This is a genomic window from Gemmobacter caeruleus, assembly GCF_008271655.1.
Lineage (GTDB): Bacteria > Pseudomonadota > Alphaproteobacteria > Rhodobacterales > Rhodobacteraceae > Gemmobacter > Gemmobacter caeruleus.
The window spans coordinates 676,436-695,049 of the sequence record NZ_VKKX01000022.1 but is presented as its reverse complement, the minus strand read 5'-3'; the positions used below and the strand labels follow the sequence as shown (position 1 = coordinate 695,049).

Genomic DNA, 18,614 nt, shown 5'->3' with positions numbered 1-18,614 from the left:
CTTGTTCCTGCAAACTGGCGCAACAACGTGAAACAAAACTTAACGGGAACAAATCGCGAAATTCCTGCCGCCTGACGTTGAAAGCGCGGCCGCGCCGTGCAACCATCCCCGCGTATTTTATGGGGAGTCGTTCATGCCCGCCTTTCATCGCATCCTTGCCACCGCCGCGACGCTTGCCTGTCTCGCCCTTGGCGCCTCGGCGCAGGAGATCGTGCCGGCCAAGCGCTTTGTTCTCAGCCAGGATGCCGATCTGCCGGGCGGCGATCTGTCGAGCCAGTTCGACACCACGATCGAGGCTTGCGAACGCGCCTGCATGGCCGATCAGCGCTGCACGCATTTCACCTTCAACAGCCGCAACGGATCGTGCTTCACCAAGCAGAATCCGGGCGAGGAAGCGTTTTATCAGGGCGCGTTTTCGGGCCGGCTGGTCAGCAATGATGCCAAGGTGGTGGCCGCGGCGCCCGACCGGCGGGCAGAGCTGACCTTCCTGCGCGATGACGAGATCGCGGCGGCGCTGGAGCAGGCGCAGGGCCTGGCCAACCGCCACACTACCGGGCAATGGACCGCCGAGGAACACCTCTCCACCGCGCGCGACCGCGAGGCCGAAGGCATGCTGCGCGCCGCCGCCGATCTGGCGGGGGCGGCGGTCAATGCCTCGGACAAGGCAGAGGTCTGGGTGGAATATGCGCGCCTGCTGGCCGAGGCATCGCGCGACAATCGCGAGGGGGCTACCGACTATCGCCGCCGCGCGATCCCGGCCGCGACCAATGCCTATCTGCGCGCCGCGAACAAGGCGATCCGCCACAATGCGCTGGTGATCATGGCCCGCGCGATGGAGACCGATGGAAGGGGCAATGATGCCGTCAAGGCACTGCGTCTGGCCCAGCAATTGCAGCCGCGCGACGATACCGCGGCGCTGCTGGACGACTACGCCGGCAAATACGGCTTCCGCATTCTGGAAACCGATGTGCAAAGCGATACCGCGCGGCCGCGGGTCTGCGTCAACACCTCTGAGGATCTGGTGGAATCGGGGCTGGATTATACCCCCTTCGTGCAACTGCCCGAGGCCGGGTTGACGGTGCAGCCCGGCGGCTGGCGCCAGCTCTGCGTGGAGGGGATGGCCCATGGCAAACGCTATCAGCTGACCTTCCGCGAGGGGTTGCCTTCGGCTGACGGGCAGGAACTGGCGAAATCGGTGCAGATCAGCGCCTATGTGCGCGACCGCCAGCCCGGCGTCCGCTTTGCCGGGCGCGCCTATGTCTTGCCGCGCGGCGATGGCGCCGCGCTGCCGGTGGTGACGGTGAATACCGACAAGCTGGATCTTGCGTTGTTCCGCGTGTCTGACCGCAACATCCTGCGGGCGGTGCAGAATGGCTATCTGAGCTGGCCGATTGCCGAATATCAGGAATCCGGCTTCACCGACGATGTGGGCGAACGGCTCTGGACCGGGACGGCGACCATGGCGCAAGAGGTGAACAAGGATGTCACCACCCGCCTGCCCATGGCCGAGGCGCTGAAGGACCGCCCGGCGGGGATCTATGCGCTCAAGGCCAGCGTGCCGGGGGTTGACCCCTATGCGGTGCCGGCGGCCTGGCAATGGTTCGTGGTCTCCGACCTTGGCGTGACCTCGCTGTCGGGGACGGACGGGCTGCATGTGATCGTGCGCAGCCTGGGCACGGCGGCGGCCAAGCCGGGGGTGACGGTCGAGCTTCTGAGCCGCACCAACGCGGTGCTGGCCATGACGACGACCGATGACAAGGGCTATGCCCGCTTTGACGCCGGGCTGACGCGCGGCACCGGCGGGGCGGCGCCCGCGATGCTCGTCGCGCGCGAGGGCGAGGGCGATCTGGCCTTCCTGTCGTTGACCGACCCGGAGTTTGACCTGTCGGATCGCGGCGTGGAGGGACGCGAGGCCGCCGGCCCGGTGGATGTGTTCCTGACCACCGACCGCGGCGCCTATCGCGCGGGCGAAACCGTCTATGCGACCGCGCTGACCCGCGATCCGCAGGCGCAGGCGATCACCGGCCTGCCGCTGACCGCCATCTTCAAGCGTCCCGACGGGGTGGAATATGCCCGGGCGCAGGCCCCTGATGCGGGGCAGGGCGGCCATGTCTTTGCCCAGCCGATTGCCGGATCCGCCCCGCGCGGCGTCTGGAAGATGGAGGTCTATGCCGATCCCGAGGCCAGCCCGTTGACCAGCCAGACCTTCCTGGTCGAGGATTTCCTGCCCGAACGCATCGACTATGCGTTGGCCCTGCCCGATACGCCGCTGCGTCTGGGCGACAGCGCGGAAATCGGGGTCCAGGCGAAATACCTGTTCGGCGCGCCGGGCGGCGATCTGGCGATCGAGGGTGATGTGGCTCTGCGCGCCGCCAAGGAACTGCCGGGCTTTCCCGGCTATGTCTTTGGCCGCCACGACCAACCCTTTGACGCACGGATGGAGCCGATCGCGGGCGCGCGCACCGATGCGGCCGGCAAGGCCACGGTGCGGGCCAGCCTGCCCGAGGTCGATGATCCGGGCCGCCCGCTGGAGGCGCGCTTTACCCTGCGCATCGCCGAAGGCTCGGGCCGCCCGGTGGAGCGGCGGGTGGAGCGGATCCTGACCCCTTCCAGCCCGATGATCGGGGTGAAACCGCTGTTTGACGGTGAGGTGCCGGAGAATGGCGAGCCGCGCTTTGCGCTGATCGGCATCGGTGCCGGTGCCGCGCCGGAACCGATGAAGGTCGCCTGGGAGCTGACCCGGATCGAGACGGAATATCAATGGTATAACGCCTCGGGCAACTGGAACTGGGAACCCGTGACCAGCCGTAGCCGCGTCGCCAATGGCGAGGCCGATCTGGGCGCCGCGCCGGTGGAGATTGCCGCCGCCGTGCGGTGGGGCGAATACGAACTGGCGGTCAGCCGGGTGGATGGCACGCCGGCCGAAACCTCGACCCGTTTCTATGCCGGCTGGTATGCGCCCGCCGATGCCTCGGCCACGCCCGACACGCTGGACCTGTCGCTTGACAAGCCCGCCTATCGCCCGGGCGAGGTGGCCCGCCTGCGGCTGGTGCCGCGCGCGGCGGGCACGGCGCTGGTCATGGTGCTGGCCGACCGGCTGGTGTCGATGCAGGCGGTGGAAGTGACCGAGGGCGAGAACATGATCGACCTGCCGGTAACCGATGACTGGGGCGCGGGGGTCTATGTCACGGCCTCGGTCCTGCGGCCGATGGATGTGGCGGCGGGGCGCAACCCGGCCCGCGCGCTTGGCCTGACCCATGCCGCCATCGACCCCGGCGCCGCCCGGCTGGAGGTGGCGGTCAAGGCCCCGCCCGAGGCCGCCCCGCGCGCGCCGGTCGATCTGGCGATCAAGGTTGCCGGTCTGGCCGAGGGGGACGATGCCTGGGTCACGGTCGCGGCGGTGGATGTGGGCATCCTGAACCTGACCGGCTTCAAGGCGCCCGACCCCGCCGGGTATTATTTCGGTCAGCGCAAGCTGGGCATCGGCATTCGCGATGTCTATGGCCGGCTGATCGAAGGGCTGAACGGGGCCGAAGGGCAGGTGCGTTCCGGCGGCGATGCCGGCGCGCAGGCCCGTCTGCAAGCCCCGCCCCCGACCGAGGAGCTGGTGGCCTATTTCACCGGCCCTGTGCAGGTGGGGGCCGACGGGCTGGCCCATGCCCGCTTTGACCTGCCGGCCTTCAACGGCACGGTCAAGGTGATGGCGGTTGCCTGGTCGGGCAAGGGCGTGGGGCAGGCCAGCGCCGACATTCTGGTGCGCGACCCGGTGGTGGTCAGCGCCTCCTTGCCGCGCTTCATGGCGCCGGGCGATGACAGCCGCCTGCTGCTGGAAATCGTGCATGCCACCGGCCCCGCCGGGCGCATGAAACTGGCCGCAACCGCCGAAGGCGTCACGCTGGGCGCCGTGCCCGCCGAGATCGACCTGGGCGAAAAGCAGAAACAGGTGATCCGCATCCCGGTCACGGCCACGGCGCCGGGCCTGCACCGCATCACCGTCACCCTGACCACGCCGGAGGGCAAGGAACTGGTCAAGACCCTGACCCTGCCCGTCCAATCGAACGAGCCGGAGATCGCGCGGATCAGCCGCTTTGACCTCGACAAGGGCCAGAGCTTCACCTTCGACGCCAATGCCTTTGACGGCTTCCTGCCCGGCAGCGCGAAGGCCACGCTGGCCGTCGGCCCCATCGCACGCCTGAACGCGCCGGGTCTGCTGGAGGCACTGGACCGCTACCCCTATGGCTGCACCGAACAGATGACGTCGCGTGCCTTGCCGCTGGTCTATTTCGATCAGGTCGCGCAGGTGATGCAGTTGAAGGGGGCCGAGAATATCCGCCTGCGCATCGCGCAATCGGTGACCGAGATCTTGCAGAACCAGAACGCCGAAGGGTCGTTCGGCCTGTGGTCTGCACCCGAAAGCGTGGGGCAGGATCTGTGGCTCGATGCCTATGTCAGCGACTTCCTGTCGCGGGCGCGGGCGCAGGGCTTTGAGGTGCCCGATCTCGCCTTCCGCAACGCGCTCGACAATCTGCGCAATCAGGTCAATTACTATGCCGATTTCGACAAGGGCGGCGAGGATCTGGCCTATGCGCTGATGGTGCTGGCGCGCGAGGGCGCAGCGGCGGTCGGCGATCTGCGCTATTATGCCGATGTGAAGGGCGATGCCTTTGCCACCGCGCTGGCGCAGGCGCAACTGGGCGCGGCGCTGGCCTCCTATGGCGATCCGGGCCGGGCGGATGCGATGTTCCGCAAGGCGATGGCGCGGCTTGATGCGGCCAAGCCCGATACCGCCCAGATCTACCGCGCCGATTACGGCACCAACCTGCGCGATACGGCGGCGGTGCTGACGCTGGCGGTCGAGGCCGGGTCCGAGGCGGTGAACCGCGACGAACTGGTCAGCCGCATCAGCACCACCGGCGCCATGTCCACGCAGGAAAGCGTCTGGACGCTGCTGGCCTCCAACGCGCTGATCGACGGGGCGGGGGTGGATGTCACGCTGAACGGCGCGGCGATTGACGGCCCGCTGGTGCGCGTGCTGTCCGAGGGCGGCGCGCCGACCGTGGTGCAGAATGACGGGGCCAAGACCCTCCTCACCGTCACCACCTATGGCACCCCGGCCGAGCCGCTGACGGCGGGCGGCAATGGCTATGGCATCACCCGCAGCTATTACACGCTGGAAGGCAAGGCCGCCTCGCTGGAGGGGCTGAAGGTGGGCGACCGGCTGGTTGCGGTGCTGGAGGTGACGCCCTTTGGCCGCGGCGAGGCCCGGTTGATGGTGAACGATCCGCTGCCCGCCGGGCTGGAGATCGACAACCCCAACCTGATCGGCGGCGGCGCGGTGGAGGCGCTGGATTGGCTCGGGCTGGAAACCGATGCCGCGCATAGCGAATTCCGGCAGGACCGTTTCCTGACCGCGCTGGATCGCTATGACAACGCGCCCTTCCGGCTGGCCTATATCGTGCGGGCAGTGTCGCCCGGCGCCTTTACCCATCCGGCGGCCTCGGTCGAGGACATGTATCGCCCGAGCTTCCGCGCCCAAAGCGGCACGGGCCGGATCACGATCGCCGAGTGATGCGCGCCCGCTGGCCCCTTGCGCTGGCCGTCGCCCTTTGGGCGGCGGCCTTCGGGCTGGATCGCGGCCGCGACTGGGTGGCGGCCACCGATCTGCCCGCGCTCAGCCTGCCGACCTCGGTCGAGGTGGTGGATCGCAACGGCATCCTGCTGCGCGCCTATACCGTCGCTGACGGGCGCTGGCGCATGGCGCTGCCGCCTGATGCGGTGGACCCGACCTATCTTGCCATGCTGGTCGCCTATGAGGACAAGCGGTTCTACCGCCATGCGGGGGTGGATTGGCGGTCGATGGTGCGCGCGGCGGGGCAGGCGCTGCGCCATGGTCGCATCGTGTCGGGCGGGTCCACGCTGACCATGCAGGTGGCGCGGCTGCTGGAACAGAGCGGCACCGGCAAGGTGGCGGGCAAGCTGCGGCAGATGCGGGTCGCGCTGGCGCTGGAACAGCGGCTGACCAAGGATCAGATCTTGCAGCTTTATCTGCTGCTGGCGCCCTATGGCGGCAATCTGGAAGGGGTGCGCGCCGCGTCGCTGGCCTATTTCGGCAAGGAACCGCGGCGCCTGACCCCGGCCGAGGCGGCGTTGCTGGTGGCCATTCCGCAGGCCCCCGAAAGCCGGCGCCCCGACCGCCATCCGGGCCGTGCCGCCGAGGCGCGGGGCCGCGTGCTGGAACGCGCGCTGCGCGATGGTGTCATCAGCGCCGAGGCCGCGCGCGAAACCGCGGGCGAGCGGGTGCCCGATGCCCGCAAGCCCGTGCCGATGCTGGCGCCGCATCTGGCGGACCGCGCCTTGGCCGAGGCCCCGGGCCTGCCGCTGCATCGCCTGACGCTGGAGGCCGGGTTGCAACGCGGGCTGGAGGCGCTGGCGCGCGAGGCGGTGGCGGGCAAGGGCGATCAGTTGCAGATCGCCATTCTGGTGGCCGATCACCGGTCGGGCGAGATCCTCGCCTCGGTCGGGTCGGCCGGGTTTCTGGCCGACCGGCGGCAGGGTTTCGTCGATATGACGCAGGCGCTGCGCTCGCCCGGCAGCACGCTCAAGCCGCTGGTCTATGGTCTGGCCTTTGACGAGGGGCTGGCCCATCCCGAAACCATGATCGACGACCGTCCGGTGAATTTCGGCACCTATGCGCCGCAGAATTTCGACAAGACCTGGCGCGGCACGATCCGCCTGCGCGAGGCGCTGCAACTGTCGCTCAATATCCCCGTGGTGCTGCTGACCGATGCGCTTGGCCCGGCCAAGGTCATTGCCGGGATGCGTCGTGCCGGCATGGCCCCGGTGCTGAAGGGCGACGAGCCGGGGTTGGCGATATCGCTGGGCGGGGTGGGGGTGACGCTGCAAGACATGGTGCAGCTTTACGCCGCCATTGCCCGGGGCGGTGTCGCCTTGCCCCTGCGCAGCAGCGGCGCGGGGCATGAGGGGCAGCGCGTCATGTCGGCCGTCGCGTCCTGGCAGGTGGCCGATATTCTGGCGGGCCTGCCGCCGCCGCCCGGCGCGCCGGAAAACCGGCTGGCCTACAAGACCGGCACCTCTTACGGGCATCGCGATGCCTGGGCCATCGGCTTTGACGGGGCGCATGTGGCGGGGGTCTGGATGGGTCGGGCCGATGGGACGCCGGTGCCCGGTGCCTTTGGCGCCGACAGCGCGGCGCCGGTGCTGTTTCAGGCCATGGGCCGCGTCAGCCGCAGCCTGACGCCGCTGCCGCCCGCGCCCAAGGCCACGCTTCTGGTGTCAAACGCGCAATTGCCGCAGCCACTGCGTCGTTTCCGGTCGCGCACCGCGGCGTTCGAGGCGGCGGCGGATGCGCCGCGCCTGACCTTCCCTCCCGAGGGCGCCGAGGTCGAACGGCTGGACGGGCAGGTGCTGGTCAAGCTGCGCGGCGGCACATTGCCGCTGACGCTGATGGCCGATGGCGTGCCGCTGCGCACCGGGCTGCGCAGCCGCGAGACGCTGCTGTCCCTGCCCGGCGCCGGTTTCGTCACGCTGAGTGTGATCGACGCCGAGGGGCGGTCGTCGCGGGTGCGCGTGCTGCTGCGCTAGGCCCCCGCCGGAACGGGGGCCAGGGCGGGGGTCAGACCCGCTCCAACGCGATGGCGATGCCCTGACCGCCGCCGATGCACATCGTGACGATGGCGCGCTTGGCGCCGGTGCGCTCCAGCTCATACATCGCCTTCACGGTCAGGATGGCGCCGGTCGCGCCGACCGGATGGCCAAGCGCGATGGCGCCGCCATTGGGGTTCACCTTGGCCGGGTCGAGGCCGAGTTCCTTTGACACCGCCAGCGCCTGCGCGGCGAAGGCCTCGTTCGATTCGATCAGGTCAAAATCGGCTACCGAAAGGCCGGTCCGCGCCAGAAGCTGCCGCACCGCCGGGATCGGGCCGAGGCCCATCACCTGCGGCCGCACCCCGGCCACCGAATAGCCAAGGATCCGCGCGCGCGGCGTCAGCCCCGCCTTTTCCGCCGCATCGGCGCGGGCCAGGATCACCGCCGCCGCGCCGTCATTGATCCCCGAGGCATTGCCCGCCGTCACTGTGCCATCCTTCTGGAACACGGTCTTGAGGCCCGAAAGCGCCTCCAGCGAGGTGGCCTTGGGATGTTCGTCAGTGTCGAACACCACCGGCCCCTTGCGTCCGGCGATTTCATAGGGCGCGATCTGATCCCTGAAATACCCCTCGGCAATGGCGCGGGCGGCGCGGTTCTGGCTTTCCAGCGCGAAAGCATCCTGATCGGCGCGGCTGATGCCGCATTCCGCCGCCACATTCTCGGCGGTGACGCCCATATGGCCGGTGCCAAAGGGGCAGGTCAGCGCGCCGGTCATCATGTCCATCGCCTTGGTGTCGCCCATCTTCTGCCCCCAGCGGGCGGCGGGCAGGGCATAGGGCGCGCGGCTCATGCTTTCGGCGCCGCCGGCCAGGGCGAAATCGGCATCGCCCAGCATCAGTGCCTGGGTGGCCGAGACGATGGCCTGCGCCCCCGATCCGCAAAGGCGGTTCACGTTCATCGCGGGCGCGCTGTCGGGAACGCCGGCCTGGCTGGCGGCGACGCGGCTCAGATACATGTCGCGCGGTTCGGTATTGATGACATGACCAAAGACCGTGGTGCCGATCTGCGCGCCCTCGACCCCGGCGCGGTCCAGCGCGGCGCGCGCAACATGCGCGGCCAGGTCGATCGGCGCGATGCCGGCAAGGCTGCCACCAAAGCCGCCGATGGCGGTTCTGGCGCCGGAAAGAATGACGATGTCGGTCATGGAGAAGCCCCTTTGTGAAATCGTGAGAAGACTGTCGATTGTCGCGCGCCGAGGCGAGTGTGACGTTACGTCCGGGATTCGGGCAAGACCTGTTGACTTTGCCCTGACGCAGGCAGATGAGGCGCGGCGCGCGAGGAGAGATGACCATGACCGACACCGCCGGAGACCGCATCCTGTTGCTGGCGGTCGGCCTTGTGACCTTTTTCCTGATGGGGGGCTTGCAGGCGGTCTATGGCCCGGCCCTGCCCATGCTGGCGCGCGAGACGGGGCAGAGCGTCGCGCAGGTCTCGGGGCTGTTCACAGTGCATTGGCTGGGATCGGCGGGCGGGGTCGCGCTGACCTTTGTGCTTGGCACGCGGATCACGCCGCGCGTGGTCGTGCTGCTGCTGGCGGCGGGGGCGGCACTGCTGGGGGCGGGGGCCGGCTGGCCGGTCACGCTGGCGGGGGCGGCGCTGTCGGGCATGGGGCAGGGCGGCGCGGCGGTGGTGTTCAACCCGCGACTGCTGGCCAGTTTCGGCGCGCGCGGCCCGGCCATGCTGAGCCTGACCAACGCGGTCTTTGGTGGCGGCGCGATCCTGGCGCCAATGGCGCTGGTTGTGCTGGGCGGGGCCTATGGGCTGATCTTCCTGTCGCTGGCCGTGGGCTTTGCCCTGTTGGTGGCGGTGGCGCGTGATGCGGGCCAGCCGGCAATGGCCGCCGCGGCGCCGGCCTTTCGGCCCGATCTGGCAATTCTGGCCTTTGGTGCCTGCGGCATCGGCCTTGAGGCGGCGCTGATCGGGCTGGGTCCGGCGGCGCTGGTGCGGGCCGGCGCGTCCGAGGTGCAGGGCGCCGAGGCGATGAGCGCCTTTTTCATCGCCTTTCTGTTGGCGCGGATCGGGCTGACCTTTGCCGCGCATCGCATCGCGCCCTTTGCGCTTTATGCGCTGTCGGTCGGCGGGGTCGCGCTGTGCATGGCGGCGGCGGTCGTCCTGCCGCCTTACTGGATGTTCGTGCTGGCCGGCGGCTTTGCCGGCATGATCTTTCCGGGCTATTTCGTCGAGGCCGCCCGGCGGATGGGCCAGCACCCGCGCGTCTCGCCGCTGATCGTGGCGGGTGGGCTGGTCGGTGGTATCAGCCTGCCCTTCCTGCTGGCACGCCTGACCGAGGGCATGGGCCAGCGCGGCTTTTTTCAGGTCATGGCGGGGCTGGCCATCGCGGTAACGGTGGCGGCGCTGCTGGCGCTGGTGCTGCGCCGGGCGCCCTTGCCCGGGGCGCGCGGCCAGGGTGCCTGACCGGCGCGCGCGCGCCCCGCAGCCCGCGTTACAAAAAACGGCGCGGGCTGATCGTCATGTCGCGCAGCATGTGATCGCCGCCCAGGAGCCGCCACAGATGCAGCAGCGTCAGGGCGTCATCCGACGCCGCACCACGCGCGCCCGCGCTATCCTTCAGTTTCAGAACCCTGATCCCGTCCTGCAATTCGACCGTCATCCCTGATGCTCCGCTGGCTATGTGACGCCCCCATGCTGTCAGCCTCGGCGCAGGCTGTGGGGGCAATCGCGCGGTGGCGTGTCACAAAGGCGGCGCTTGGGTCGATATTGCCTCAAATACCGCCTTGCCAGGACTTCACCGCCTCCAGCGGATACAGCAGCATCAGCACGTTCAGCGTCAGCCCGTCACGGATCAACCAGGTGGTCAGCACCTCGAACCCGATCACGATCAGCACCGACAGCCAGATCGGCAGCCGGGCCGCCAGAAAGAAACCCAGCACCATCGCCAGGATATCGGACAGCGAATTGATCACGCTGTCGCCAAAGTAATCCAGCGCGATGGTGACCGCGCGATAGCGTTCGATCACCGCGGCCGAATTCTCCAGGATCTCCCAGCCGCATTCGATCAGCGTGGCGATCGACAGGCGCCAGCCAAAGGACAGCCGCCGCGCCACCAGCCACAGCGCGCCATAGAACAGAAAGCCATGAATCAGATGCGAAGGCGTATACCAGTCGGCGATATGCTGTGAATTTTCCGAACTGATGACCTGCCCGTGCCAGAGCTTGACATAGCCGCAACTGCAATAGGGCACCCGCCCGACATGCAGCAGCCACAGACAGGCCGCGAGGATGATCAGGGCAGTCGCGACAAAGGGCCAGGCATTGCGGGTCATCGGCGGTGTTCCAGCAGGGTTTTGCCGGAGCCTAGCGAAATTCGCGCGGCAGGCCAGTGGCTTGTTTGCGCGGTCAGGCGGCGATTTCCAGCGCGACGCGGCCCAGCGGGGTCAGCAGCCAGGCCGCCCGCCCCTCGATCGCCACCGCCGAGAGCGGCCCGCCATAGGCCGCGCCGCTGTCAAGGTTCAGCCGGTTGCCGTAATGGGTCGCCGCGTCCAGCGCGGTATGGCCATGCACGATCAACGCGCCATGATCGCGCGTGTCTGACAGAAAGGGTTCGCGGATCCAGACCAGATCGGTTTCGGTCTGTTCCGCAAAGGGAATGCCGGGGCGGATGCCGGCATGGACGAACAGGCAATCATCCTGCCGGTGCTGCGAGGGGCGCCCGGCCAGCCAGTCGCGATGCGCCGCCGGCACCGCCTGCGTCGCATCGGCATGCACGGCGGCGACCGGCCGGTCGGCCGGGGCATGCACGCCATAGGATGCCAGCGTCGGCCCGCCCCCCAGCCGGGGATGCAGCCAGGACAATTCGGCGCGCAGGCCCGGCTCTGCCGCCTCGGGCGCTTCAAGGAAACGGCTGAACATGCGGTCGTGATTGCCCTTCAGCACGACCCAATCGGCACCCCGCGCCTGCCCCGCCATCAGGAATTCGATCACGCCGCGGCTGTTTTCGCCCCGGTCCACCAGATCGCCGACATGGATCACAGTGGCGTGACCCTCGCGCGCCATGTCCTGCGCAATCAGATCATGCGCCCTCTCCAGCAGATCGAGATGGCCGTGAATATCGCCGATGGCATAGGCGCGCATGCGTTGTTTTCCTGATCCTGTCCGCTGATCTGTGACGCCCCCTGCCGGGAATGGCAAGCCGGCGCGGTCAGCCCCGGGCGCAGGGTAAATGAACCCAACGGTTCAAATCGGGTGCGGCGGCGCGATTGCAAGGGGCGGCGCTTTCACCTTTCCGTCACGCTTTCGACACGGCTTCGTGTTGTGCGTGGTTGCACAGTGACCTATCAATCGATTGATATTACTAAAACATTTTTGCGGGTCTAACTCTGTCTCACCGAAGACGGATGGCCCGACGGGCACCGTTGAACGGAAGGCCCGGTGCAATCGGCACGGGTCGCAACCGAAGGACACAGGAGATCATCATGTCCGTGAAAACCATTGTCGCCGCCCTCGTTCTGGCCACCGCCGCCGGCGCCGCCTCGGCCCAGGGGCTGAACCCCGGCCTCGTGCAGCAGTCGAACCTGCTCGGCGTGGCCCCCGGCAGCCTGACCGCCACCGAACTGTCGCAACTGGCCGAAGCCAAGCGCGACAATGACACCAGCCGGATCGACGCGATCCTGTCCGGGGCGCGCGTGTCGAAATCCAGCATGGGTGCGGCCAGCGGCAATGCCGGCATCGCCCAGATCGAAGCGCAACTGCGCGTGGCCCCCGGCCAGTTCTCGGCGACCGAACTGTCGCGTCTGACCGAGGCCCGCCGTTCGGGCGACACCACGACCGAGGCCGCGATCCTGTCGGGCGCCACGCGCGCCGTCTCTGACGCCGCCAGCCTGAATGCCGGCAAGGTGCAGCTGGCCGCGCAACTGGGCGTGAACCCGGCCGATTACACCCTGTCGCAACTGGTGGGCCTGCTGCCGCAATCCGACAGCTGATCCGCAAGGATCGCCACGGCACGCCGCGCCGCCCGAACAGACCCCGCAGCCCGCACAGGGCTTGCGGGGTCTTTATGTTCAAGGCCCGAGGCTGGCCCGAAACCGCTTCGTCGCTTGACTCCGGCGCCCCTTGCGCCTATCCACAGCCCCAAATCCCCGGAGGCCTGTGCTTCCGGTCCCATCGCATTTGCGGGGATCGCCATCCGTCAGCGCGTTGCGCCCACGGGTGCCATACCGCATTGAACCTTCGGGCGCTGGCCCGGCCCTTGAGGAGACGACGCATGTTCGAATCGCTTTCCGAACGCCTTGGCAGCGTCTTTGACCGTCTGACCAAACAGGGCGCGCTGAGCGAGGCCGATGTCGAGACCGCGCTGCGCGAGGTGCGCACGGCCCTGCTGGAGGCCGATGTCTCGCTGCCGGTCGCGCGCGATTTCATCAAGGCGGTCAAGGCCAAGGCGACCGGGCAGGCCGTCACCAAATCGGTGACGCCGGGCCAGCAGGTCGTCAAGATCGTGCATGACGAACTGGTGCGCGTGCTGTCGGGCGATGGCCCGGCAGATGCGCTCAAGATCGACAATCCGCCCGCGACCATCCTGATGGTGGGTCTGCAAGGGTCGGGCAAGACCACGACGACCGCGAAGCTTGCCAAGCGGCTGAAGGAAAAGAACGGCAAGAAGGTTCTGCTCGCCTCGCTCGACACGCAGCGCCCCGCCGCGATGGAGCAGTTGCAGATCCTCGCCGGGCAGATCGGCGTGGACAGCCTGCCGATCGTCAAGGGCGAATCGGCGGTGCAGATCGCCAAACGTGCCAAGACCCAGGCCAATCTGGGCGGCTATGACGTGCTGTTCCTCGATACCGCGGGCCGTCTGCACATCGACGAAGTGCTGATGGACGAGGTTCAGGCGGTGCGCGACATCGCCCAGCCCCGCGAAACCCTGCTGGTGGTCGATGGCCTGACCGGCCAGGATGCGGTGAACGTGGCGACCGAATTTGACGGCAAGGTCGGCATTTCCGGCGTCGTGCTGACCCGGATGGACGGCGACGGCCGTGGCGGTGCCGCGCTGTCGATGCGCGCCGTGACCGGCAAGCCCATCCGCTTTGTCGGTCTGGGCGAGAAGATGGAGGCGATCGACGCCTTTGAGCCCGAGCGTGTGGCGGGCCGCATCCTCGGCATGGGCGATATCGTGGCGCTGGTCGAGAAAGCGCGCGAGACCTTTGAGGCCGAGCAGGCCGAACGCATGGCCAAACGCTTTGCCAAGGGTCTGTTCAACATGAACGACCTGAAGATGCAGCTTGACCAGATGCTCAAGATGGGTGGCATGCAGGGCGTCATGGGCATGTTGCCGGGCATGGGCAAGGCCGCCAAGGCCGCCGAGGAGGCGGGCTTTGACGACCGCATGCTGCGCCGCCAGATCGCGCTGATCAATTCGATGACCAAGAAGGAACGGGCCAATCCCGACCTTCTGCAAGCCAGCCGCAAGAAGCGTATCGCCCAGGGCGCCGGGCTGGAAGTGTCGGAGCTGAACCGTCTGCTGAAACAGCACAAGCAGATGGCCGACATGATGAAGAAGATGGGCAAGGGCGGCATGATGAAACAGGTCGCCAAGGCCATGATGGGCAAGGGCGCCGGCATGCCCGACCTCAAGAACATGGACCCGGCGCAGCTGGAAGAGGCCGCGCGCGCGATGAAATCGGGGATGCCGGGCCTTGGCGGCGGCATGCCCGGCCTGCCGCGCGGCATGGGCCTGCCCTCGGGCCTGTCGGGGCTGATGAAGAAGAAATGACCGCGCGCCGCGATCATATCGCCGTGCTTTCGCGCCGGGGCAGGGGGCAGCCATGCTGAGCTTTGGCCCGACCCCGGTGCTGGAAACCACGCGGCTGATCCTGCGGGCGCCGGTGACCCCGGATTTCGAGGTCTATGCCGATTTCATGGCCTCGGACCGTTCGGCGCATATCGGCGGGCCGATCACCCGCGCGATGGCCTGGCGCGCCTTTGGCCATATGACCGGCCATTGGGTGCATCGCGGCTATGGCATGTTCATCTTTACCGACCGCGCCAGCGGCGCCCCCCTGGGCATGTGCGGCCCCTGGTTCCCCGAAGGCTGGCCCGAGCCGGAAATCGGCTGGTCGGTCTGGGCTGCCGGGGCCGAGGGCAAGGGCCTGGCGCATGAGGCGGCACAGGCCGCGCGCGGCTATGTCTATGACGTGCTGGGCTGGCCCACCGTCATCAGCCTGATCGCCCGCGAGAATACCCGTTCGCAGGCGCTGGCCCGGCGCATGGGCTGCGCGCCCGACGGCATCTTCGTACATGAACAATACGGCGAAAGCACCATCTGGCGCCACCCCGCGCCCGAGACGCTGAGCGATGGCGGAATGGAGGCCTACGCATGACGACCGACGCAACCCGCCGCGCCGCCGAACTGCTGCGCGACCACCGCGACAGCATCGACCGGCTGGACGCGATCCTGGTCTATACGCTGGCCGAACGCTTCAAACACACGCAATCGGTGGGCCGGCTCAAGGCTGAACACGATCTTCCCCCCTCGGACCCGGCGCGCGAGGCGCGTCAGATCGAGCGGCTGGAGAAACTGTCGCAAGAGGCGGATCTCGATCCGGATTTTGCGAAGAAATTCCTGACCTTCATCATCAGCGAAGTCATCAGGCATCACGAGAAACTGCAAAAGTAACGCGGGCATGCCCGCTTCCCCGGACACTGAAGGAGAACACCCATGTCCATGAAAATCCGTCTGGCCCGTGGCGGCTCGAAAAAGCGCCCGTTCTACGCGATCGTCGCCGCCGACAGCCGCATGCCGCGCGATGGCCGCTTCATCGAGAAGCTGGGCACCTATAACCCGCTGCTGGCCAAGGACAGCGAAGACCGCGTGAAGCTGAACGTGGAGCGCGTGCAATACTGGCTGGGTCAGGGCGCCCAGGCCACCGACCGCGTCGCCCGCTTCCTGGAGGCTGCCGGCCTGACCGAGAAGAAGGCCCGCAACAACCCGAAAGCCGCCGTGCCGGGCAAGGCCATGGCCGAGCGCGCCAAGAAGAAAGCCGCCCGTTCGGCGGCCCCGGCCGAAGAGTGAGCGAGGACGCCGTCAGCCCCGGCCCGGAAATCCGGCGGGGGCTGTGGCACCTGATGCGATGGCGGCGCGACGTGCGCCGCTTTCGCACCGATCCGGTAGAGGCGGCGGTCCTGGACCGCTGCCTGTCTGCCTTTGCGCTGGCGCCCTCGGTCGGGCTCAGCGAACCCTGGCGGCTGATCCGGGTGCAAAGCCCCGAGGCCCGCGCCGCCGTCATCACGAATTTCGAGACCTGCAACGCCGAGGCGCTGACCCGCTATCAGGGGGCGCAGGCGGGGCTTTATGCCAGCCTGAAACTGGCCGGTCTGCGCGAAGCGCCCGAACAGTTCGCCGTCTTTTGCGACGATGCGACCGGCAAGGGCGCGGGGCTGGGGGCCGGCACCATGCCCGAGGCGCGCGCCTATTCGGTGGTGGGCGCCATCACGCTGTTCTGGCTGGCCCTGCGCGCCGAGGGGCTGGGGCTGGGCTGGGTGTCGATCCTCGAGCCCGCGCGGCTGGCCTGCGATCTGGCGGTGCCCGAGAGCTGGCGCTTCATCGGCTATCTTTGCGTGGGCATCCCCGAAACCGAGGCCGAGACCCCCGAACTGGAACGCGCCGGCTGGGAACGCCGCGCGCCCGCGCTCATCATGGAGACCCGCTGACATGTGCGCCGATACCCCCGATCACAGTGACCGCATCTGCGTCGGCGCGATTGCCGGCGCCTTTGGCGTGCAGGGCGAGGTGCGGGTGAAAAGCTTTTGCGTGGAACCGACGGCCATCGCCGATTACGGCCCGCTGTTCACCGAGGATGGCAGCCGCAGCTTCAAGCTGCGCCTGACCCGTCCGCTGAGCGGGGGGCTGGGCGCGCGCCTGTCAGGCGTGACCACCAAGGAAGAGGCCGACGCGCTGAAAGGCGTGCATCTTTATGCCGATCGCAGCCGCCTGCCGAAACTGCCCGATGACGAATTCTATTATTCCGACCTGATCGGCCTTGCGGTGCGCGATACCGGCGGCGCCGATCTGGGCAAGGTCATCGCCGTGCATAACCATGGCGCGGGCGACATTCTGGAAATCAACGGGCCGGGCCGCAAAGCGGCGCTTCTGCTGCCCTTCACGCTGGCGACTGTGCCCTCGGTGGACCTGTCGGCGGGGATTCTGGTCGCCGATCTGCCGGAAGGACTGGACTAAACGCGCCGCAAGGTTCACTCTGTCGCCCACCAGAATGGCATAAGCCACGGATGAGGCAGAGCATGACACTTCGGCTGCGGATCTTGCAGATGGCTACGGCATGTCTGTATGTCGGCCCGCTTTTGGCGGGCATGGGCGGGTATGGCTGGGCTGTAGTGCCCGTGTTCATCGCGATCTTCCTGTTGTGGCTGATCGTGCTGCGCCCGCAGGAATGGCCGCAGACGGCGGCCGATTGGCAAAGCCCCGACAGCTGGCTGGCCATCGCCACCCGCGCCGTGGTGCAGACCCTGCTGGTGGTGATCTGCTTTGGCGTCGGGCGCGGGTTGGCCGGCGTCGCGGGGCTGAGCGTGACGCTGCCCTTCATGGGGCCGATCTTCCTGTCGTTGCTGGCCATTCCGATTGCGCGTCTGGCCTGTCCGCCGGGGCAGTCGGCGGCGATCAATGCCTTTCTCGACGATGCGCTGACCGAGGTCGAGGCCGCGGCGACACCCGATGCCGAGGCCGGACGCCGCGCCGCCGCGCGCCTGTTCGCCGCCCGGCTGACGGAACCGCTGACCGAATTGCGCCCCGACACCGAGGCGTCGGTGATCGACGGCCATCTGGCTGCGCTGCGCGGGCATCTGGAGCCGGAGGTCTTGCTGGACGCGCTGCATGACCGGCTGGTCGATGCCGGCCCGGCGCTGCGCCGCGCCTTCATCCTTCAGGCGACCGATCCGCTGACGGTCGAGGCCTGCCAGGGCCGCGCCGCGCCGGTCCAGGCGATGCAGGTGGCGGGCGACGATCCGGCCCTGCTGGAGCTGTTCGCCGAACGCTGCGCCCTGCTGCTCGATCAGAATGCCGATGCCTGGGGCGATTGCCCGAACGAAACCGCGCTGGATGCCGCGCGGGCGCGGTTCCCCGAACAATCCGGGGTGGGCGCGGCCCTGCGCGCACTGATCCAGCGCAACCGGGCGCTTGCCCCGCTGGCCTGAGCCATGCCGCCGCGCATCCTGCTGCATGCGGGCTTTCACAAGACCGGCTCCTCATCGGTGCAGGCCGCCCTTGCGGCGCATCGCCCGGCGCTGCTTGAGGCGGGCTGGGCCGTGCGCCTGCCCGGCGATGCGGGCGGCGCGCTGCTGGTCGAGGCCGCGCGCCAGATGTCGCGCGCGCCGGGGATCGGTGCGCGGCGCATGGTGCTGCGGGCGCTGCGGGCCTGGCTTGCGCCGGTGGCGGGGGCGCCGGGTCTTATTCTGTCCTGCGAGGATCTGGCGGGGCTGATGCCCGGCCATCCCGGAATCGACAGCTATGACATGGCGCCGCGCCTGGCCGCCATCGCCCTGCGCGCGGTGGCCGAGATCTGGCCCGATGGCCCGGCCTGGCTGGTCTATGGCACGCGGGCGCCGGGCGATTGGCTGGCCTCGGTCTATTGGCAGCAGGCGCAGCATCCGCATCTGGCCGAAACGCCCGAGGATTTCGCGACCCGTCTGGCCCCCGCCGCCGATTTCACCGCCCTGCTGGCGCGGATCGGGCATGAGACTGGCGCCCCGGTGATTGCCGCCGCGCTGGCGCGCCATGGCCCGCGCCGGCTTGGCCCGGTCGAGGCGCTGTATGATCTGGCTGGCCTGCCCGAGCCGCTGCGCGAAGCCCTGCCGCCGGTGCCGCCGGCCAATGGCGGCGGCTCGGCCGAACTGGCGGCGCGGCTGGTCGCGCTCAACCGGCGGGGCCTGCCGGAGGAGGAGTTGACCCAGGCCAAACGCGCCCTGCTGGCGGCGGCATCCTGATC

The 18,614-nt window shown here is 68.5% G+C and carries 16 protein-coding genes; 12 read left to right on the top strand and 4 right to left on the bottom strand.

Translation table 11 applies throughout. The features are described 5' to 3' along the window. The first annotated feature begins 133 nt into the window (after positions 1-133). Both FOA17_RS10335 and pbpC read left to right on the top strand, forming a co-directional pair. Positions 134-5,569 (top strand): alpha-2-macroglobulin family protein, encoded by a 5,436-nt coding sequence (locus FOA17_RS10335; RefSeq protein WP_149141378.1) that lies wholly within the window; start codon positions 134-136, stop codon positions 5,567-5,569. Then, positions 5,566-7,602 (top strand): penicillin-binding protein 1C, encoded by a 2,037-nt coding sequence (gene pbpC / locus FOA17_RS10330; RefSeq protein WP_162528223.1) that lies wholly within the window; start codon positions 5,566-5,568, stop codon positions 7,600-7,602. The genes FOA17_RS10335 and pbpC overlap by 4 nt, the downstream gene beginning before the upstream one ends. A 31-nt stretch (positions 7,603-7,633) precedes the next feature. On the opposite strand, the gene FOA17_RS10325 is transcribed toward pbpC, so the two are convergent. Then, complete coding sequence (locus tag FOA17_RS10325) at positions 7,634-8,809, bottom strand: acetyl-CoA C-acyltransferase family protein (protein WP_149141376.1); 1,176 nt, start codon at positions 8,807-8,809, stop codon at positions 7,634-7,636. A 146-nt stretch (positions 8,810-8,955) separates the two neighbouring features. On the opposite strand from FOA17_RS10325, the gene FOA17_RS10320 reads away from it, so the two are divergent. Next, complete coding sequence (locus FOA17_RS10320; RefSeq protein ID WP_149141375.1) at positions 8,956-10,080, top strand: MFS transporter; 1,125 nt, start codon at positions 8,956-8,958, stop codon at positions 10,078-10,080. Positions 10,081-10,108: 28 nt separating this feature from the next. On the opposite strand, the gene FOA17_RS19750 is transcribed toward FOA17_RS10320, so the two are convergent. The 3 genes from FOA17_RS19750 to FOA17_RS10310 all read right to left on the bottom strand — a co-directional run bounded on the left by FOA17_RS19750 (position 10,109) and on the right by FOA17_RS10310 (position 11,757). After that, complete coding sequence (locus FOA17_RS19750) at positions 10,109-10,276, bottom strand: hypothetical protein (protein WP_162528222.1); 168 nt, start codon at positions 10,274-10,276, stop codon at positions 10,109-10,111. Between the two features lie 112 nt (positions 10,277-10,388). Further along, positions 10,389-10,949: a DUF2585 domain-containing protein gene (locus FOA17_RS10315; protein WP_149141374.1), complete on the bottom strand. Its 561-nt coding sequence runs from the start codon at positions 10,947-10,949 to the stop codon at positions 10,389-10,391. A 73-nt stretch (positions 10,950-11,022) separates the two neighbouring features. After that, entirely contained in the window at positions 11,023-11,757 is a 735-nt protein-coding gene (locus tag FOA17_RS10310; protein ID WP_149141373.1) for a metallophosphoesterase family protein, read from the bottom strand. A gap of 341 nt (positions 11,758-12,098) precedes the next feature. On the opposite strand from FOA17_RS10310, the gene FOA17_RS10305 reads away from it, so the two are divergent. From FOA17_RS10305 to FOA17_RS10265, 9 genes are all read left to right on the top strand, one after another. Continuing rightward, on the top strand, positions 12,099-12,605 hold the full coding sequence (locus FOA17_RS10305; protein WP_149141372.1) for a hypothetical protein: 507 nt from the start codon (positions 12,099-12,101) through the stop codon (positions 12,603-12,605). A gap of 281 nt (positions 12,606-12,886) precedes the next feature. Next, complete coding sequence (gene ffh / locus FOA17_RS10300; protein ID WP_149141371.1) at positions 12,887-14,389, top strand: signal recognition particle protein; 1,503 nt, start codon at positions 12,887-12,889, stop codon at positions 14,387-14,389. Positions 14,390-14,441: 52 nt separating this feature from the next. Beyond that, entirely contained in the window at positions 14,442-14,996 is a 555-nt protein-coding gene (locus FOA17_RS10295) for a GNAT family N-acetyltransferase (RefSeq protein WP_149141370.1), read from the top strand. Next, positions 14,993-15,292, top strand: a complete 300-nt coding sequence (locus FOA17_RS10290) for a chorismate mutase (RefSeq protein WP_149141369.1) — start codon at positions 14,993-14,995, stop codon at positions 15,290-15,292. Before FOA17_RS10295 ends, FOA17_RS10290 begins: the two co-directional genes overlap by 4 nt. Positions 15,293-15,334: 42 nt before the next feature. Beyond that, positions 15,335-15,688 carry a 30S ribosomal protein S16 gene (gene rpsP / locus FOA17_RS10285; RefSeq protein WP_149141368.1) on the top strand — a complete coding sequence of 118 codons (354 nt, stop codon included), beginning with the start codon at positions 15,335-15,337 and terminating at the stop codon, positions 15,686-15,688. Then, entirely contained in the window at positions 15,685-16,326 is a 642-nt protein-coding gene (gene bluB, locus FOA17_RS10280; protein ID WP_275259869.1) for a 5,6-dimethylbenzimidazole synthase, read from the top strand. The genes rpsP and bluB overlap by 4 nt, the downstream gene beginning before the upstream one ends. A gap of 1 nt (position 16,327) precedes the next feature. Next, complete coding sequence (gene rimM / locus FOA17_RS10275) at positions 16,328-16,852, top strand: ribosome maturation factor RimM (protein WP_149141367.1); 525 nt, start codon at positions 16,328-16,330, stop codon at positions 16,850-16,852. 89 nt (positions 16,853-16,941) lie between these two features. Then, positions 16,942-17,823 (top strand): hypothetical protein, encoded by an 882-nt coding sequence (locus FOA17_RS10270; protein WP_203232298.1) that lies wholly within the window; start codon positions 16,942-16,944, stop codon positions 17,821-17,823. Between the two features lie 3 nt (positions 17,824-17,826). Next, complete coding sequence (locus tag FOA17_RS10265; RefSeq protein WP_149141365.1) at positions 17,827-18,612, top strand: hypothetical protein; 786 nt, start codon at positions 17,827-17,829, stop codon at positions 18,610-18,612. Positions 18,613-18,614 lie beyond the last annotated feature (2 nt).

What these genes read in the sequence shown, in the direction of transcription:
- FOA17_RS10320 (WP_149141375.1), top strand. Translation starts at nt 8,956, where the DNA reads ATGACCGACACCGCCGGAGACCGCATCCTGTTGCTGGCGGTCGGCCTT.
- FOA17_RS10315 (WP_149141374.1), bottom strand. Translation starts at nt 10,949, where the DNA reads ATGACCCGCAATGCCTGGCCCTTTGTCGCGACTGCCCTGATCATCCTC.
- FOA17_RS10290 (WP_149141369.1), top strand. Translation starts at nt 14,993, where the DNA reads ATGACGACCGACGCAACCCGCCGCGCCGCCGAACTGCTGCGCGACCAC.
- FOA17_RS10310 (WP_149141373.1), bottom strand. Translation starts at nt 11,757, where the DNA reads ATGCGCGCCTATGCCATCGGCGATATTCACGGCCATCTCGATCTGCTG.
- rimM (WP_149141367.1), top strand. Translation starts at nt 16,328, where the DNA reads ATGTGCGCCGATACCCCCGATCACAGTGACCGCATCTGCGTCGGCGCG.
- FOA17_RS10325 (WP_149141376.1), bottom strand. Translation starts at nt 8,809, where the DNA reads ATGACCGACATCGTCATTCTTTCCGGCGCCAGAACCGCCATCGGCGGC.
- FOA17_RS10305 (WP_149141372.1), top strand. Translation starts at nt 12,099, where the DNA reads ATGTCCGTGAAAACCATTGTCGCCGCCCTCGTTCTGGCCACCGCCGCC.
- rpsP (WP_149141368.1), top strand. Translation starts at nt 15,335, where the DNA reads ATGTCCATGAAAATCCGTCTGGCCCGTGGCGGCTCGAAAAAGCGCCCG.
- ffh (WP_149141371.1), top strand. Translation starts at nt 12,887, where the DNA reads ATGTTCGAATCGCTTTCCGAACGCCTTGGCAGCGTCTTTGACCGTCTG.
- FOA17_RS19750 (WP_162528222.1), bottom strand. Translation starts at nt 10,276, where the DNA reads ATGACGGTCGAATTGCAGGACGGGATCAGGGTTCTGAAACTGAAGGAT.
- FOA17_RS10335 (WP_149141378.1), top strand. Translation starts at nt 134, where the DNA reads ATGCCCGCCTTTCATCGCATCCTTGCCACCGCCGCGACGCTTGCCTGT.
- FOA17_RS10270 (WP_203232298.1), top strand. Translation starts at nt 16,942, where the DNA reads ATGGCTACGGCATGTCTGTATGTCGGCCCGCTTTTGGCGGGCATGGGC.
- FOA17_RS10295 (WP_149141370.1), top strand. Translation starts at nt 14,442, where the DNA reads ATGCTGAGCTTTGGCCCGACCCCGGTGCTGGAAACCACGCGGCTGATC.
- FOA17_RS10265 (WP_149141365.1), top strand. Translation starts at nt 17,827, where the DNA reads ATGCCGCCGCGCATCCTGCTGCATGCGGGCTTTCACAAGACCGGCTCC.